General features: G+C 38.7%; 21 protein-coding genes and 5 tRNA genes. 16 read left to right on the top strand and 10 right to left on the bottom strand.

All coding sequences use genetic code 11. The annotated features are described in order from the left end of the window. The 3 genes from HYU07_05490 to HYU07_05500 all read right to left on the bottom strand — a co-directional run. Positions 1–270, bottom strand: a 270-nt coding sequence (locus HYU07_05490; GenBank protein MBI2129667.1) for a hypothetical protein, incomplete at its 3' end; no start/stop codon positions are given. 9 nt (positions 271–279) lie between these two features. Next, the gene (locus tag HYU07_05495) at positions 280–648 is read right to left on the bottom strand and encodes a hypothetical protein (protein MBI2129668.1); all 369 of its coding nucleotides are present in this window, start codon (positions 646–648) and stop codon (positions 280–282) included. A 391-nt stretch (positions 649–1,039) separates the two neighbouring features. Further along, positions 1,040–1,798: a segregation/condensation protein A gene (locus HYU07_05500; GenBank protein ID MBI2129669.1), complete on the bottom strand. Its 759-nt coding sequence runs from the start codon at positions 1,796–1,798 to the stop codon at positions 1,040–1,042. A 114-nt stretch (positions 1,799–1,912) separates the two neighbouring features. Between HYU07_05500 and HYU07_05505 the strand changes: the two genes are divergently transcribed. The 8 genes from HYU07_05505 to HYU07_05540 all read left to right on the top strand — a co-directional run bounded on the left by HYU07_05505 (position 1,913) and on the right by HYU07_05540 (position 5,356). Further along, a tRNA-Val gene (locus HYU07_05505) sits at positions 1,913–2,018 on the top strand. 15 nt (positions 2,019–2,033) lie between these two features. Next, positions 2,034–2,143: transfer RNA gene (locus HYU07_05510), tRNA-Gly, on the top strand. Between the two features lie 207 nt (positions 2,144–2,350). Continuing rightward, on the top strand, positions 2,351–3,283 hold the full coding sequence (locus HYU07_05515) for an LAGLIDADG family homing endonuclease (protein MBI2129670.1): 933 nt from the start codon (positions 2,351–2,353) through the stop codon (positions 3,281–3,283). A gap of 68 nt (positions 3,284–3,351) precedes the next feature. Further along, positions 3,352–3,535, top strand: a tRNA-Ile gene (locus HYU07_05520). 95 nt (positions 3,536–3,630) lie between these two features. Next, a complete protein-coding gene (locus tag HYU07_05525; protein MBI2129671.1) occupies positions 3,631–4,389 on the top strand; it encodes an NAD(+)/NADH kinase in 759 nt (252 codons plus the stop codon). Positions 4,390–4,699: 310 nt separating this feature from the next. After that, complete coding sequence (locus HYU07_05530) at positions 4,700–4,978, top strand: 30S ribosomal protein S17e (GenBank protein MBI2129672.1); 279 nt, start codon at positions 4,700–4,702, stop codon at positions 4,976–4,978. Beyond that, complete coding sequence (albA, locus tag HYU07_05535; GenBank protein ID MBI2129673.1) at positions 4,941–5,225, top strand: DNA-binding protein Alba; 285 nt, start codon at positions 4,941–4,943, stop codon at positions 5,223–5,225. The genes HYU07_05530 and albA overlap by 38 nt, the downstream gene beginning before the upstream one ends. A gap of 47 nt (positions 5,226–5,272) precedes the next feature. Further along, positions 5,273–5,356, top strand: a tRNA-Arg gene (locus HYU07_05540). A gap of 59 nt (positions 5,357–5,415) precedes the next feature. Here HYU07_05540 and HYU07_05545 read toward each other — a convergent pair. Then, complete coding sequence (locus tag HYU07_05545; protein MBI2129674.1) at positions 5,416–5,634, bottom strand: hypothetical protein; 219 nt, start codon at positions 5,632–5,634, stop codon at positions 5,416–5,418. Between the two features lie 59 nt (positions 5,635–5,693). Here HYU07_05545 and HYU07_05550 point away from each other — a divergent pair. Continuing rightward, positions 5,694–5,766, top strand: a tRNA-Pro gene (locus tag HYU07_05550). A 1-nt stretch (position 5,767) separates the two neighbouring features. Here HYU07_05550 and HYU07_05555 read toward each other — a convergent pair. From HYU07_05555 to HYU07_05570, 4 genes are all read right to left on the bottom strand, one after another. Continuing rightward, positions 5,768–6,343 carry a TMEM165/GDT1 family protein gene (locus tag HYU07_05555; protein MBI2129675.1) on the bottom strand — a complete coding sequence of 192 codons (576 nt, stop codon included), beginning with the start codon at positions 6,341–6,343 and terminating at the stop codon, positions 5,768–5,770. Between the two features lie 278 nt (positions 6,344–6,621). Then, on the bottom strand, positions 6,622–7,146 hold the full coding sequence (locus HYU07_05560) for a metal-dependent hydrolase (GenBank protein MBI2129676.1): 525 nt from the start codon (positions 7,144–7,146) through the stop codon (positions 6,622–6,624). 109 nt (positions 7,147–7,255) lie between these two features. Beyond that, the gene (locus tag HYU07_05565) at positions 7,256–7,849 is read right to left on the bottom strand and encodes a histidine phosphatase family protein (protein MBI2129677.1); all 594 of its coding nucleotides are present in this window, start codon (positions 7,847–7,849) and stop codon (positions 7,256–7,258) included. Between the two features lie 266 nt (positions 7,850–8,115). Beyond that, a complete protein-coding gene (locus tag HYU07_05570) occupies positions 8,116–8,340 on the bottom strand; it encodes a CDGSH iron-sulfur domain-containing protein (GenBank protein MBI2129678.1) in 225 nt (74 codons plus the stop codon). Positions 8,341–8,456: 116 nt separating this feature from the next. Between HYU07_05570 and HYU07_05575 the strand changes: the two genes are divergently transcribed. The 4 genes from HYU07_05575 to HYU07_05590 are packed head-to-tail and all read left to right on the top strand — an operon-like array spanning position 8,457 to position 11,305. Beyond that, positions 8,457–9,149: a hypothetical protein gene (locus HYU07_05575; GenBank protein ID MBI2129679.1), complete on the top strand. Its 693-nt coding sequence runs from the start codon at positions 8,457–8,459 to the stop codon at positions 9,147–9,149. Positions 9,150–9,175: 26 nt separating this feature from the next. Continuing rightward, positions 9,176–10,624, top strand: a complete 1,449-nt coding sequence (locus tag HYU07_05580) for a proline--tRNA ligase (GenBank protein ID MBI2129680.1) — start codon at positions 9,176–9,178, stop codon at positions 10,622–10,624. Between the two features lie 39 nt (positions 10,625–10,663). Next, on the top strand, positions 10,664–11,035 hold the full coding sequence (locus tag HYU07_05585; GenBank protein ID MBI2129681.1) for a hypothetical protein: 372 nt from the start codon (positions 10,664–10,666) through the stop codon (positions 11,033–11,035). Then, positions 11,036–11,305, top strand: coding sequence for a hypothetical protein (locus HYU07_05590; protein ID MBI2129682.1), 270 nt, complete (start codon positions 11,036–11,038; stop codon positions 11,303–11,305). It abuts the gene before it with no gap. Here HYU07_05590 and HYU07_05595 read toward each other — a convergent pair whose 3' ends face one another. Beyond that, a complete protein-coding gene (locus HYU07_05595) occupies positions 11,306–12,211 on the bottom strand; it encodes an alpha/beta fold hydrolase (GenBank protein ID MBI2129683.1) in 906 nt (301 codons plus the stop codon). It lies immediately after the preceding gene. Positions 12,212–12,352: 141 nt separating this feature from the next. Between HYU07_05595 and HYU07_05600 the strand changes: the two genes are divergently transcribed. Together HYU07_05600 and HYU07_05605 are read left to right on the top strand one after the other, a co-directional pair. After that, positions 12,353–12,844, top strand: a complete 492-nt coding sequence (locus HYU07_05600; protein MBI2129684.1) for a hypothetical protein — start codon at positions 12,353–12,355, stop codon at positions 12,842–12,844. 23 nt (positions 12,845–12,867) lie between these two features. Further along, positions 12,868–13,209: a hypothetical protein gene (locus tag HYU07_05605; GenBank protein ID MBI2129685.1), complete on the top strand. Its 342-nt coding sequence runs from the start codon at positions 12,868–12,870 to the stop codon at positions 13,207–13,209. Between the two features lie 21 nt (positions 13,210–13,230). Here the strand turns inward: HYU07_05605 and HYU07_05610 are convergent, their stop codons facing one another. Next, positions 13,231–14,343, bottom strand: a complete 1,113-nt coding sequence (locus HYU07_05610) for a GTP-binding protein (protein MBI2129686.1) — start codon at positions 14,341–14,343, stop codon at positions 13,231–13,233. Positions 14,344–14,426: 83 nt separating this feature from the next. Between HYU07_05610 and HYU07_05615 the strand changes: the two genes are divergently transcribed. Then, positions 14,427–14,696, top strand: a 270-nt coding sequence (locus HYU07_05615) for a hypothetical protein (protein MBI2129687.1), incomplete at its 3' end; no start/stop codon positions are given.

Genomic DNA, 14,696 nt, shown 5'->3' on the forward strand with positions numbered 1-14,696 from the left:
TCCGAATTTTTCAGCATCGCCTTTTAAATCTTCAAGATCCTCTTCAAAAGAAATAAACAGCCCCTTTTCCCCTCTTTTTATTCCTTCGTGGAGAAACTGCATCCCGAAAATTGTTTTTCCGGTTCCTGCGCCGCCAGTAACAAGATTGACGCTTCTCGGCATCAATCCGCCTTCGCAAAGCCTGTCAAATCCGGGGATGCCGGATGCAAGCCTTTTATTGTTCTGCAGGGTTTTTCCAGCTGTTTTCAGATTTTTTCTTTTTTTAGACATTTATGCTCCTTATTTTTCAGATGCAATATCCAAAAATGACTTCAATGCGACAATAAAACCGCCTGATGCTATGAATACAGTCAGATTCTGCAGCATCTTGCTCAGCGCATCATTAAAAACAGGCACTTTCTCGAGCACAGCATTAAAGCTTGAAAATGTGATTATCATTGTTATTGTCGCAACCAGATAAAGCAGCTTCTCTTTGTCTGTTATGTTCAGGAGGCCGACAACTAGGCCGAGAATTGCTATAATTATTACTTCAATTGCAGCATATTCTGCAGGAAGATTAAATGCTCCCATTACAATTGCTATTACCGCTCCAACCAGAAAAGAAGCAATGCCTATTTTCTCCAAAAAAGTTCCTTTTGATTTAGCCATTTTTCACCTCTTTGAACAGCACAATATTATAATGGTGTCTTAACTAGAGTTATATTTAAAACTTGTTGTTTTATCAGGTAAAGTTTCTAACCATACACTAACGAAAAACACCACCACAACTGACGGCAGACGGTCAAAGCTCACTTCGTTTGCTTTGCCCTACGAGCCACCCCGTAAGGGACATCCCCCGTCTCGTCTGCGTCAGTGATGGTGTTTTTCTCCCAACTAAAAAATCCAGCCATGGTGCCGACGAGGCGAGGGTTGGCTCCTACGGAGTGCCGAGTAGGACAAAACTTGTTTTGTCCGTAGGCACCATGGTTGGCTGGATTTTTTTGATAGAATGCAAATATATAATATGGTTTCGTAATTTGACTTAATAGCGCCTTAATAATCAAATCATCCCAAGCTCTTTATCCACCTGCCTTTGCGTCCTTAGCAGCTCAATCTCAATATCCCCGAAATGCTCGTACTGCCAAAGGTCTATTTTCCTCTGGTGAGTCAGGTGAAGCAGCGGAATAAATGTGTACACTTTGTCTTCCTTGCTCTGCGAAGGCACAAGATTCGAGAATGTCAGCTTTGATCTTTTATTAAATACAAAGAAATCCTTGATCTTCCTGTAAACATCCCTTACAACAAGCGTCATATCCACTCCCTTTTTCGGGATTTCAAAATCAGTTACAGGCATTCTGCTCAGAACCCTTCTTCTTTTGACTTCCAGTGCCTGCTCTAATGCGCCCACAAGGTCATAAATCGAAACCTTTCTTTTTCTGGGCTGCGGAGTCCTTGGAATAAGCCTTGCCTTTTCAGCATCCGGATCTCCTCTTGTTTCCTCCAGCACATCAAAGAATGCCTCATCGTCGCCTTGTTCGCTTGCTGAAATCAGCCTGTCTAAAGCATCCATGTCTTCTCCCACTAAGCGGTTTGACTTTATTTTAAGGAGTATTGCAGCAGCAAGCAGAACTTTCCCGGAAATCCTGAAATCCATTTGCTTTAGCTGCTTTACCAGCTCTATGTATTTCTGGGTAAGAAGCGAAATATCAATGTCCCAGGGGTCCATCTGCTCTGTCTTGACAAGATCATAAAGAATTGTCTGCCATGTCAGCTCATCTTCTTCGACAATCAGCTTGAAGATACTCTCGTTGTTTGGCATAATTTCACGTCTTTTTAGTTTAGTCTTTCCTTTAACTTTATAAGTTTTGTGATTTTGTTTTTATTCATAAATTATAATAAAGTTTAAATATGATCCTAGAAATCCTTATCTTATGGGCTCATAGTTCAGTGGCTAGAACGTCGCCCTTACAGGCGCGAGTGTAACGAGCGCTCGCTGCTTTGAAAGGCGAAGGTCGCCGGTTCGAGTCCGGTTGGGCCCATTTCACCTTATTAATGCGATGGTGATCTAATGGCTACGACGGGTTGTACTTGTCATAGAACCAGTCGCCATAAATGATAAGGCCTTGCCAAGGCTTTCATCCGGGTTCGAATCCCGGCCATCGCACTTTTTATTTGCTTTATTTGATGTTCGTCCTGAGTGCAAAAATTATGTGTGCTGTCCGTATTCGAATAAAAAAGAGACTACACAAAACTCCTAAATAATGATTTTTGGTCTTCAACACAAAAATCAATTATGAAGTTTTGTTCAACAGCCTCTTTTTTGTTGTAATCCGAGGTTTTTTAAAAATAAAAAACCTCAGAGGTGGTTAAAATGAAAAATCAAATTAAAGATCGTGATGAACATTATCTGAAATTCAAGAAGGGCGACCAAACTAGATTTATGAGATCAGTTAAAGATAAGTGCTTCGGTTCGTGGATCAAATTGGCAGATTTTCTTGGCGTCAATAGAAGTATGATCTTTTTATACCTGTCAGAAGAGTGCAAACTGCCTAAGACGGGTTTTGAGAAAATGATTAAAATTTCAAATCTGAATCCTAATAATTTTTTATTTAAAATTGTTCATTATTCAATTTATGGAGTAGCTAAAATCCCGCATAAAATAACCCCGGAGTTATCTGAGTTTGTTGGTATCATGTTGGGAGATGGCAATATAAGTAAAGTAAATTATCAAATAACTATTAGCGGCGGTATTATTGATGGGTGTTATATCACCAATTATGTGCCTCAATTAATAAAAAAACTATTTTCAAAGGGCGTTTATTTTAGAAAAATAGCCAAAGCCGGGTTAGATTGTAAATTTAGTTCTAAAGCAGTCTGCGAATATCTTATGTCTAAGATGGGCATCGTATCACCAAAGACCAATTGTGTGATACCAAAAAGTTTCTTTGAAGACCACAATATACTTAGGTCTTGTGTAAGAGGGTTATTCGATACAGATGGCGGTCTGCATAAACATCATAAAAATTCAGCTCAACTTCAATTTACAAACAAATCTTATTCACTAATTCAATCCCTACGAAATGCTTTGATTCAATTGGGTTTTAAACCATCTCAAATAACGATTAACCATAAGGAGAGGAATACATTGGAATTATACTTATTTGATAGAGATGTTAGACTATATTTCAAAGAAATCGGTTCAAGCAACCCAAAAAACAATCTTAAATTTGAAACGTGGGTTAAAGAAGGGAAGGTGCCATTAAATAAAGAGATGACTAACGCAAATAGTGCAAAGGAAGACTGATCTTCATTATTTCTTCGAAGTGAAAGAAACACAAATTTTATAAACAGATTGGCAATAATCATTCTCAAGAGTCCGTAGCTCAGTCTGGTTAGAGCGCCGTGTTTAAGAAGCATCTTAAACGCGTAAGTCTTATATGAGATTTTTGGACGCAATGCAAAGATCCAGAAATTCTCTAAGCCAGCCGGCGGTCCGGGGTTCAAATATCCCGGAGGAAAGCCAAAACCTCGGGATTTGAAAGTCCCTGCGGACTCATATGCCCCCATGGTGTAGCCCGGCCAATCATTCGGCCTTTTCGAGGCTGAGACACGGGTTCAAAAGAGCTCAGAGGCCCTTGGCCGTCTTTTCAAATGAAACCGAAAAACGCAGCAGTTGTTTACCATTTTAAAGGCAAATCCCTCAGATCAGTCTGCAATGTTTTGAAGAAAAACAACATACAATTCAGCATTCTCTCAAGGGAAAAATTGAATGAAAAAAGTTTTGAGAACAAAGACCTAATCATTGCAATTGGCGGCGACGGGACATTTTTAAGGGCATCGCATTTCATCGGGAATTCTGCCATACTGGGGATTAACGCTGACCCCAAAAATAAAGAAGGCTTTTTTATGTGCTGCAATGCCAAGAGCTTTGAAAATAAATTCAGGAATATTCTGAAAAATAATTTCAAAAAAATAAAGCTTAACAGGCTTGAACTTAAAATAAGCAATAAAAAAATAAGCACTCCTGCGCTGAACGAAGTTTATGTCGGCTCTGCTAAGGCATACCATACATCAAATTACGAGATTTTTATTGACGGAAAAAAAGAGATCCAAAAAAGCTCAGGCATTTTGGTTGCAGCAGCAGCAGGAAGCACGGCATGGATCAAAAGCGCAGGCGGCAAAAAACTAAGCTTAACTTCTAAAAAGATTCAGTATCTTGTTAGGGAGCCTTACAGCGGCAGAATTTCAGGATTCGGCCTTAAAAAAGGATTCGCTAACAAAATAAAAATAAAGGCCTTGAAGCAGGAGCTTGTTGTTGTTATTGATTCCTTGACAGAAGAGCATCCCCTGAAAAAAGGAAGTATTGCAGAAATTGCAGCATCTAGTATGCCTTTAACAATAATAAAATAAATGGGAAGACGCACCAGAGAATTGACATAAAATCCGGCCATCAGTTACCTTGAACTTTTCTTAACTCCGCTACCCTCTGAGCATCGATATCAAAGCTTAAGGCTGCCTAATGTAAGCTTTTGGCTTATTTCATTCCTGATCTGTCTAAAGCGTGTTTACGGTAACAGGAGAGCGCTAACCTCCCAGCCTAGTCTTCCCGAAGCATAAGAATGAAAAATTAGTTATAAATCTTTTTGTTTTTCCCTCGAAAATGCGTAATGTTTATAAACAAAGGCATTTTATCAGATTCAACAAATAATCGGGGGTTTATATGGGACGAATTAAAACACAGTTAATCAAGAGAATTTCAAAGAAGCTGGTAGCTGAGCATAAGCAGGACCTCAAGAAAGAATTCAATGAAAACAAGCAGTCAGTAGCGAAATATCTGGACACAACCAGCAAAAAAATGAAGAATATCATATCAGGCTATGTCACAAGAATGATGAAAGCAGGAGAGCGCAGGAGAAGAAGCGTCAGAATAGAGGAAGAGAATTATGGCGGGGGCGATAACAATGGCAGAAGACAGCAACAACATCTTTATAGGAAGTAAGCCTTTTATGAATTATGTAACCGGCGTAGTGATGCAGTTTACAACCAAGGACGCGCGGCAAGTCGCTATAAAGGCAAGGGGAAAATTCATATCGAGAGCAGTGGATGTGGCGCAGGTTGCAGCAAAAAGGTTTTTGACAGGCCAGGTTGATATTGGCGACATAAAGGTTGACAGCGAAGAGTTCACAAACAAGGAAGGCAGGCAGGTAAGAGTTTCAACAATAGAGATAGTTCTGGCAAAGAAGTAATTCTTTTTAATTAATTTTATATACTGATTGCATTTTAACCGGGATAAGGGCCTATAGTCTAATGGATAAAACATTCGGCTTCGGCAATTTGGAGAAACCGGAAGTTGCGGGTTCGAATCCTGCTAGGCCCGCTAATTAATTTGTGTTCTGTTGAATTTTTTCAGAGAATATTTATTCGGGGATATGTCCATTATAAAATAGATTTGACCATATTGCCAAAAATAAAACCCTTTATTCTTTGCATAAGAGAAGGATATAGCTGTTTTCTTGTTTTTTCATATTCGTTTATATGTGTAATGGCTGTACCGCACTTAGCACAGCTTAAGACATTTTGAGGTATGGCCTCACCATTATGTACAATCAATTCTACGTGCTGTTCTAATTTCCCGCCACACTTGTAGCATTTCATAATCATTGATAATACAACGCAATATATAAATATTACTGATTTCCACTGATTTGTTCATCGGGGCTGTAGTATAGCTTGGTAGAATCCGAGGTTCGGGACCTTGTGGCCTGAGTTCAAATCTCAGCAGCCCCATCTAAAACATAATGGTAATTATGCCGAACAGAATAAACAGTATATAGCTCGCTGTTCTTATGGTGTTTCTCGGCAGTTTCTCTGCCAGCTTTCTTCCTATAAAAACATTCAGCCCTATTGTAATTGCAAGCCCTAAAATTACACCTAAAACAATAGGTATGGGCTGCAGGTATTTTGCAGCAAGCAGGCCGGAAGCAACCTGAGTCTTGTCTCCTATCTCAACAACCAGAATCGTCAGGAATGTTGCTATTAAAGGCATGCTGTGCATGACTTTATTTTCTTTTTCCTTCCTGCTTTTTATTATGTATTTTTTTAACAAGCCCCACAGCCCGAACAGGATAAACAATGACCCGACTATTTCATCCAGTATCGATATATTTGAAGAAAAAACAAACCCAAAATAGTATCCTATAATTATTGCTATGCCGTCCATTACAGCGTGCCCTGCCAGAGCCCCTAAAAACACCTTAAATGGCGCTTTGTATTTCAGCGATAATCCCAGAATGATCAATTGGGTCTTGTCAGCTATCTCGCCTAATACTGAAAACACCACTGCGCTGATAAATGCTTCAAGCATTTCTGAGAACGAGCAGAACTATTATTAAAATGTTTTGTTTCAGCATGGCGCCTTACATCGGAGTCCTATTAGTTGCGTCGGAGCGTATCGAAGACCGAGGATTAGTGCAACGTTCCATAGCGAAGTGAGGGGCTGAGAAGTTATTGATTCTATGAAAAGAAACATTTTTGCAGGTAATTACGATAATGTTGAGCAATATGTAAGTTCTTTACATTTACTAGAAGCTTTCTATCTGCCAATTTTAATGCCAAATCATCTCAGCAAACCGGGAGCTTGATTCAAATAAAATCAGAAATCTTATGCTTGATTTCTTCATGCCAAAGCCATCCGAGCAAAATTATTGCATCCAATGCTTCTGGGATATTTGATAAATTAAAATAATTAATTAGATGTAACTTCCAAGCCTGAAATGAGAAAGGGAATAACCACATTACGCCCTCAAATCTTCCGCCACCAATAACATAATCCAAGAAGATATGCAATAGTATTGCAAATGTCGCAACATAAAAATAAGTTGCCTGTTTATGTTTCTTCTTTTTCCATAGAATTACAGCAGGAATCAAAAATAAAAGCGCAAAAAAAGGAGTGTGGGTAATTCCTCTATGTTGTAATAAAAAAGGAACATTAAAATTGAAAAAACCTGCAAACATTTTCAGGACAATATCAATATCGGGTAAAAGTCCAAAAAAACCTGCAAGAAAAATTGTGTGAACTGTAAAATATTTTTTATGTTTTGTAACATAATCTCTATACAAATCAACTAAAATTATGCTTGTTAAAACATGAGTTACTGCTAGTGGCATATTAAGTATTAATCAATCAAGTAATATATTAATGTTACGGCGTGTTTTTTAGATTCGTTAAGCGGACACACATCATTCTCTCAAATTATGGCTTGGGGTGGCAAATTGATCATAACAGATGTTTAACGCAGTTTATCGCATGCACTTTATGCTTTGAATTCTCCTTGATCTCAATAATATTCACGCATGCATTGGATTGCCTCAGTTTAAATGCTTCTTCAATCGATTTATTCAGAAGAATCCCCAGCAGCATCGTGATAAAAGCAGCATGCGACGAGATAAGGATCGTCCCTTTTGTATGCCTTTTAAACAGCATATTAAGGAATTTTTGCGCCCTCTCTTTTGATTCTGTAAAGCTTTCTCCTCCTTCTGGTTTAAATTCTGCTAATGATAGCCTGCTTTCTTCCTTTGTTTTACGAAGTTCTTCCCTTGGCCTTCCCTCAAAAACCCCTGGATGCTGCTCCCTTAATTCAGAAGTATAATGAATTGGAGCTTTATGAAATTTTGCTATTTCTTCAGTTGTATCTTTTGCTCTTTGCAAATCGCTTGAATAAATGCAATCAATTTTTTCATCTTTCAACCTCAATGCTAATTTTCTGGCCTGCTCAATTCCTGTTTTTGTTAACTTTCCGTGCTTATGGCCCTGTGTAATTCCTTTAGTATTTTCTTCAGTTTCACCATGCCTGACTATGATTAATTTCATGCTGCTGTGGCAGGGGGAGAAGTTTAAATAATTATTGTTTAGAAAATTGTCGCCCGTAGCACTAACCCCTTTATTCATTGCTTGGCGTTCGCCGTGAGCTCCAAAAGGTACTCTCGTGACGGGCTGTTTATGCAAGAACAGGTACTCTCGTGACGGGCTGTTTATGCAAGAACGTCCTTTATTCAAAGCTACAGTGAGCTCGTAAAGGTGTTTGATTGCACGATAAGGAGAATATCTCCGGCATTTAAAAACTTATCTGAAAAAACTTAATCTTCAGGCCAGTTCGAAGAATAAACCTCGGCTTCAACATCCTCTTTCGGCAGGATCTTCAGTGATTTATAGCATGTTCCAAGCGCCTCATTCAGTTTCTTATGCTCATCATCGCAGAAAGGCAGGTGTTTGCTCTTGCCGCAGGTGCATAAGCTGCATCTCTTTCCCTTCTTAAGCACGATCTTCTTTGCATTATCCGGGAGCTTATCTTCGTCTGCCATAGCAATAAAAGCGGGCAGGATTATATAAAGTTAACCCAAAAAAATCATTCGCAATAAAAACCAAAGATTTATATATGTGTGTTACTACCCTTTAGTAAATTTTTTTTAAGATAAAAATGAAAAATCCCCAAGTTGTTAAAATCGGTGCAAGCTCGATAATAAAGAACGGAAAAGCTGATCAGGCTATTTTAAAGCACATAGCTTACGATGTAAATAAATTGAGTGAAGAAGGCACGCATTCTATATTGGTCGTATCAGGAGCAATAAAGCTAGGAATGCATATTCTTGGCTATGAAAAGCAGCCTGCAAATGATGATATACTGGCATTGCAAAGATGCGCCTGTGTTGGCCAAAAGGAATTAATGAAAGAGTATGACAAGGCATTTGATGGATATGCAACAATCTCTCAGCTTTTAGTCACATTCCACAATTTAGAATACCTAAAGGAGGAAAAAAATATAGAAAATAGGATAAAAGATGATGTTATGCACGGCATTATAACATTAATCAATTACAATGACGGAATTGACAGCAGAGGCATTGTTTTGTATGATAAGAAAAAACCAGTAATCCGCGATAATGATCTTTTAGCAGCACAAGTTGCGAAATATGCCAACGCTTCCAGGTTAGTAATACTGACTAATTCAGATGGAAAAGGAACAATGGGCAACAGGGAAACAAAAGAAGATGCTGTGAAATCAGCAGAAGCAGAAGGGATCGAAGTTATAGTTGGTGAATGCGCTAAAGGCCTTTATAATCTGGTAACTGGCAAGGAAAGGCCAAATTACAGAACATGCCGAAACGTTTAAATATAATATAGCAGAAAAGACATTAAATGGAAGAATCAAAAAAAGATATCGGCATCACAGTAAAGAAAGACAGGGATTTTTCAGAGTGGTACCAGCAGGTTATTCTTAAGTCTGATCTGGCGGACTACAGCTTAGTTGGCGGCTGCATTGTTTTCAGGCCGTATTCTTATGCAATCTGGGAAAAGGTTGTCAAGGCAGTTGATGACCGCTTGAAAGCAATGGGTGTCAAGAATGCTTACTTCCCGTTATTCATCCCTGAAAAGCTGCTGAAAAAAGAAGCAGAGCATCTAAAAGGGTTCTCCCCCGAAGTTGCATGGGTTGATTATGCAGGTGACACAAAATTAGAGGAAAGGCTTGCAGTAAGGCCGACATCAGAAACAATAATGTACGATTCTTATTCAAAATGGATACGTTCCTGGAGAGATTTGCCTTTAAAGATAAACCAGTGGAATTCAGTTGTTAGATGGGAATTCAAGCATGCAGTTCCTTTTTTGAGAACAAGAGAATTTTTATGGAATGAAGGCCACACAGTTTTCGCAGATAAAAAAGAAGCAGAAAAGGAATGCATCGACATACTGAATATGTACAAGGAAATCTTGGAAGAATATTTCGCGTTATACAATCTGCCTGGAAAGAAAACAGACAAGGAAAAATTTGCAGGTGCTGAATACACTTTCTCTCTGGAGATTTACATGCCTAACGGCAGGGCAATACAGGGCCCTGACTCGCATCATGACGGGGAAAACTTTGCCAGGGCATTCAACATAAAATTCCTTGACAAGGACGGAAAGGAAAAATTTGCAATCCAGAATACATGGGCGATAACAACAAGGATGCTCGGTGTTTTATTTGCAGTGCATGGCGATGATAAGGGATTGGTCCTTCCGCCAAAGCTGGCTCCGATACAGGCAGTAATTGTTCCGATATTCTTCAAGGAATCTGAAAAAGAAAAGATAATGAAAAAAGCAGAAGAAATAAAATCGAAGCTAAAGGACTATTCAGTTGAGCTTGATGCAAGGGAAGAATATACGCCAGGATACAAGTTCAACGAATGGGAGATGAAAGGTATTCCGATAAGGATTGAGCTCGGGCCGAAAGACATTGAAAAGGATCAGGTTGTTTTAGTCAGAAGAGACAACGGCAAAAAAGAAGCAGTAAAAATAAGCGATTTGGCTAAAAAAATAAAAGCAATGTTAGATGACATTCAGGATTCCTTATTCAAAAGCTCAAAAAAATTAACAGAGGACAATATTGTAAAAACAGGCAATTGGAACGAGCTTCTTAAGGCAATTGAAAGCAAAAAGCTAGTTCTTACGCCATCCTGCGGCACTCCGGAATGCGAAAACTGGATCAAGGATAAGACAGGCGGGGCAAAGGCATTGAACATTCCGTTTGATCAGCCAAAGGGCATAGGCAAGTGCGTGCACTGCGGAAAAGAAGGAAAGTATTGGGTATATTTCGGGAAGAGCTATTAAACAGAAAATAATTTAAATCAATCTCGACTTTCTTATAATATGACAGCAACCTTTAAGATCGGCAGCAAGGAATTCAGCGCAGACAACAGGGCACTGCCGCAGCCCCACGATGTCATGTTCAGCCTGTTTGAGCCTACAAACGATCACAGCATGTTTACAGGCGAAAACAGGGATTTCCTCATAAAAGGCGCATTCTTCATTTTTTTCATCTTCATTTTAAGGTTTATCTTTACAGAATCTGTTCCAAAGCCGCTGGATATTTTATTTCTGGTTTTCGGCATAATAATCGCAGTTGTTTTTTTAGTGCAGTACTTTGACCTGGTTGAGAAGATGTCCAAGAGATTCGGCATCTTTAAGGCAACAATGCTCGGCATATTGCTTTTAACTGTGATGATATTCGCGGTGGTTTGAATGATATTAAGGCTATTGGGGATTTTGGACCTGATCTCAGCAGCGATCATACTTCTTGCAGCCACTATGCCGCACAAGATGGTGTGGGCAGTAGGCGTCTATCTTATTGCAAAAGGCGGTTTATTTGCATTCTCAGGCGACTTCATAAGCTTTGTTGACGTTGCCATTGGCTTCTATGTACTGGCCCTTTCGTATGGATTTGCAGTAACAATAGTTACAGTCCTTGTTCTGGTCTACATGGCCCAGAAAAGCGTTATGAGTTTGGTTTAGTTATAGAAGATATTTGCAGAAATGCCCAATTATTTTCTGTTTAACAAATTGATACTCTGGCTCTTGATTGAAACAATCGTCTATTCTAGTGGCTTTGTTTAATCCATGGTCTGCGCCATCAACAATAAAGAGCTCTTTTGTATCGCTGCCTAACTTGTCATACATCTTCTTTATTTGATCAGGTAGCTTCCCTCCTTTAATTCCAAGAAGCTTGTCTTCTCCGCCATATACTAAAAGAGCCGGTTGTTTGATTTGCTCAACCGCATCATCTAATCTTGGAGCATTTGTTATCCATTGCATAAGCTTTTTTATGTCTTCTATCTTTAAAGCGCCAAATTGCGCATATGGCTGATATCCTTCTTCTGTTAAAAATTGAGCATGCGACTTGTTTCGATAATTTACATTGCGTCTAGATTCGATCTCATCAAAGACAATTGTTCCAAATCTGATAAGCGACAGGGGAACGTAGCTTAAGAATATTTGCGTATATGAAGGAACAATATCTTGAAGCCCGGCTGGAGTTGAAGTCAGGCAAATGCAGTTTAAGATCTTTTCATCCTGCGCAGCAGTTAAGCCTACAGCCATGCCCCCAATCGAATTTCCATGAGCTCCTAAATAAGTCAACCCATGCCTTTTTCTTACGATGTCTTGGATAACATATACGCTTTTGTGCATCTGCCTTAAATCCCAACTGCCAGAAGACTCTCCTTGGGAGTTTATGTCAAAGGTCCAGGTTTTAAAATATTTATTCAGTTTTTTTGCAATTTCCTCTAAAGATGATCTGTGCTCTGTAAACCCCGGAAATAAAATCACCCCGTTTTTTGCTGAAGAATTATCGTAATAAGTGCCTGCTATTTTTACTCCATCTTCCATATTGATTTCTATTTTTTCAGCACAATCTTTCATATATCACCTCATACCTAAGATATCTAAGGCCATACGATGTGCTATACAGGGGCAGTATTTAAATTTTTCTATTAATCCATCACTTTCAAGTGGTTAAAAATAGAAAGGTTTATAAATACTGCCTTCTTTTTAATTTTAATCATGAATCAAAAAAATAGACAAGGAATCAAGAATGCATTTTATTTCATAGGAATTCCTGGAACTTTAGTCTTTTTATACTATAATAACTCAAAAAATGATAAGGCTATGCAAGAATCAGGGTCGAAGTTTCAGGAAGTAACAATAAGATTAGAGAAACTTATTGTCTCTGATTCAATTCCTTCTAAATCTGAGATGGAATCAATAACCAGAGATATACACAATTTAAAAGAGTATTCAGTATCTTCCGTTAAAAGTAACATAGGCCTTATACTTGAAGATAGCAACCTTCTTGATACAAGCGATAAACACGGATTTAAGTCAACATTACTTGACACAAGGGACACTTTAAATGCTTTAAATATGAATAATCATTATCATAGAAATCCTTACATTAGCCAAAACTTCTTGATTAATGGACTATTAATACTGGCTTTAGCGTGCTATACAGCAAAAAGAATATATCGCTCAATAATTCCAACTAAAAACAAATAAAAAACACTTTTTACTTATACAAAATGATTTACAACGAGTATAAAAAAACAATAAAGGATATAGAATTCGGAGTTAAATATTACATGCTTTCTGATATCGGATATGTTCTTGAGATAAGCTCCAGCAAGGCAGCAGAACAAAAATTTGTAAAACTTGATTTGAATTTGGAATGCATTATAACTGGTTTTTATGGTTATAGCTATACTCGTATACAGCGTAATGAGCGAGCTAAATCAGAAGACTCTTCACTAAAAAATGAAGTTGAACTAAACTTAACAGACTTCTTAAAAAATCCAAGATTTAAGCTGCACAGGCAAATTTATGAAGAAGCACTGCAAAAATTAAAAGAAGAAATTAAAAAATAAGTTCTTCTGCTGCCAGAATAATCATCTCAAATGTATCTCAACAACATCTTCGTCTTTCAGCGCATAGTTCAGTGAAAGCTTCTGCCCGGGGAACTTTGAAGATCCCCACACTCTTGCAAACTTAAACTTGCTGGCGAAATCCCTGTGCAGCCTGTCGCACATATCCTTTACTGTCGAATCTTTTTTGACTATCATCGGCACATCCAGATCAGCCTTCTTTCCTATTTCCTTGCAGTAAACCCTCATCAAGTTCAGTCTTTTAAAAATTAAAGCTTTCAGCTCTTCTGTATTTATCTTTCTCTCCGCTGAAATGCACAAGTCAGGCTTTATTTCTCTCATTATATCATTAAGCTTGTCCTTGTCAACAATATCAACTTTATTTACAATTGTAATTGCCGGAACATATTTCTTATTGCCCTCTATCGCGTCTATGAACTGGTCTGCATCTATATTCTCCCTTATGACAATCATTGCATTAACCAGCCCGAGCTCATTTGCAATTGACCTCATAGTTTGGTCCTGCAACTTGCTCAGCTTTACTGTCCTGCCTATCTCAATTCCGCCCCTTTCAGTTTTTGTTATTTTAACATCTGGCAGCTGCTGGTTGACCCTGATGCCTGTATCATAAACCTCTTTCAGCAAAGCAATGTGCTGCTCTGGCTTTAGCGCGTCAACAACAATCAAGACAAGGTCAGCGCTTCTCAGCATTGTAAGCACTTCCTTTCCCCTTCCTGTGCCAACAGCAGCCCCTCTGACAACTCCGGGAACATCAAGGACCTGTATTTTTGCATGATTATACTCAAGCAGTCCCGGGATAACCGTAAGCGTTGTGAAGTCATAAGCGCCGACAGGAGAATTGGCGTTTGTTATGGCATTTAATAACGTAGATTTTCCAACAGAGGGATAACCGACTAAAACAACAGTTGCATCTCCAGTCTTCCTCACAGCAAACCCCTCTTTTCCTTTTCCTATGCCTGCCCTGGATTCCCGCTTTTCCTTCAGCTTTGCAAGCTGCGCCTTGTACAGGCCGATGGCATGCTGTGTTTTCTTGTTGTATTTTGTATTCTTTATCCGATCTTCCAGCTCTTTGATCTTGTCATGGAGAACGTTTTTGGCGGATTCTTTTTCAGGCATATCTTGTTGTTATGAGCATTCATTTAAATTATTTGTGGAAATTGAGGAAAACTATTTAAATCAAAAACCAAAACCAATAGCCTATGCTTAATGCAATAACAGTATCAGTGGATTACTGGCAGAAGTTCGTATCCAGCCTTTGGGCTAAGCTTACATTGGCGGTGATAATCCTTTTGATCGGCTTCATAATCGGAAAGCTGGCCGGCAGGCTTGCGCAGAAGATTCTGCACCAGTTTGAAGTTGATGAAAAAAAAAAAAAAGCCGCAGGCATCAAGGTGACAATTGAAGGCATCATTGGCAGCAGCATAACTTATTTCATTTATTTTATTGCAGTCATCATGGCCCTTAACCAG

The sequence above is a fragment of the Candidatus Woesearchaeota archaeon genome (assembly GCA_016180285.1).
Classification (GTDB): Archaea; Nanobdellota; Nanobdellia; order Woesearchaeales; family JACPBO01; genus JACPBO01.

Excerpts from the sequence above, each read along its gene's own strand:
- HYU07_05565 (MBI2129677.1), bottom strand. The coding sequence starts at position 7,849 with ATGAAATTAATCATAGTCAGGCATGGTGAAACTGAAGAAAATACTAAA.
- HYU07_05610 (MBI2129686.1), bottom strand. The coding sequence starts at position 14,343 with ATGCCTGAAAAAGAATCCGCCAAAAACGTTCTCCATGACAAGATCAAA.
- HYU07_05545 (MBI2129674.1), bottom strand. The coding sequence starts at position 5,634 with ATGAAATGCTACAAGTGTGGCGGGAAATTAGAACAGCACGTAGAATTG.
- HYU07_05605 (MBI2129685.1), top strand. The coding sequence starts at position 12,868 with ATGATTTACAACGAGTATAAAAAAACAATAAAGGATATAGAATTCGGA.
- HYU07_05585 (MBI2129681.1), top strand. The coding sequence starts at position 10,664 with ATGACAGCAACCTTTAAGATCGGCAGCAAGGAATTCAGCGCAGACAAC.
- HYU07_05495 (MBI2129668.1), bottom strand. The coding sequence starts at position 648 with ATGGCTAAATCAAAAGGAACTTTTTTGGAGAAAATAGGCATTGCTTCT.
- HYU07_05515 (MBI2129670.1), top strand. The coding sequence starts at position 2,351 with ATGAAAAATCAAATTAAAGATCGTGATGAACATTATCTGAAATTCAAG.
- albA (MBI2129673.1), top strand. The coding sequence starts at position 4,941 with ATGGCAGAAGACAGCAACAACATCTTTATAGGAAGTAAGCCTTTTATG.
- HYU07_05560 (MBI2129676.1), bottom strand. The coding sequence starts at position 7,146 with ATGCCACTAGCAGTAACTCATGTTTTAACAAGCATAATTTTAGTTGAT.
- HYU07_05500 (MBI2129669.1), bottom strand. The coding sequence starts at position 1,798 with ATGCCAAACAACGAGAGTATCTTCAAGCTGATTGTCGAAGAAGATGAG.
- HYU07_05555 (MBI2129675.1), bottom strand. The coding sequence starts at position 6,343 with ATGCTTGAAGCATTTATCAGCGCAGTGGTGTTTTCAGTATTAGGCGAG.
- HYU07_05580 (MBI2129680.1), top strand. The coding sequence starts at position 9,176 with ATGGAAGAATCAAAAAAAGATATCGGCATCACAGTAAAGAAAGACAGG.
- HYU07_05525 (MBI2129671.1), top strand. The coding sequence starts at position 3,631 with ATGAAACCGAAAAACGCAGCAGTTGTTTACCATTTTAAAGGCAAATCC.
- HYU07_05600 (MBI2129684.1), top strand. The coding sequence starts at position 12,353 with ATGAATCAAAAAAATAGACAAGGAATCAAGAATGCATTTTATTTCATA.
- HYU07_05575 (MBI2129679.1), top strand. The coding sequence starts at position 8,457 with ATGAAAAATCCCCAAGTTGTTAAAATCGGTGCAAGCTCGATAATAAAG.
- HYU07_05595 (MBI2129683.1), bottom strand. The coding sequence starts at position 12,211 with ATGAAAGATTGTGCTGAAAAAATAGAAATCAATATGGAAGATGGAGTA.
- HYU07_05530 (MBI2129672.1), top strand. The coding sequence starts at position 4,700 with ATGGGACGAATTAAAACACAGTTAATCAAGAGAATTTCAAAGAAGCTG.
- HYU07_05590 (MBI2129682.1), top strand. The coding sequence starts at position 11,036 with ATGATATTAAGGCTATTGGGGATTTTGGACCTGATCTCAGCAGCGATC.
- HYU07_05570 (MBI2129678.1), bottom strand. The coding sequence starts at position 8,340 with ATGGCAGACGAAGATAAGCTCCCGGATAATGCAAAGAAGATCGTGCTT.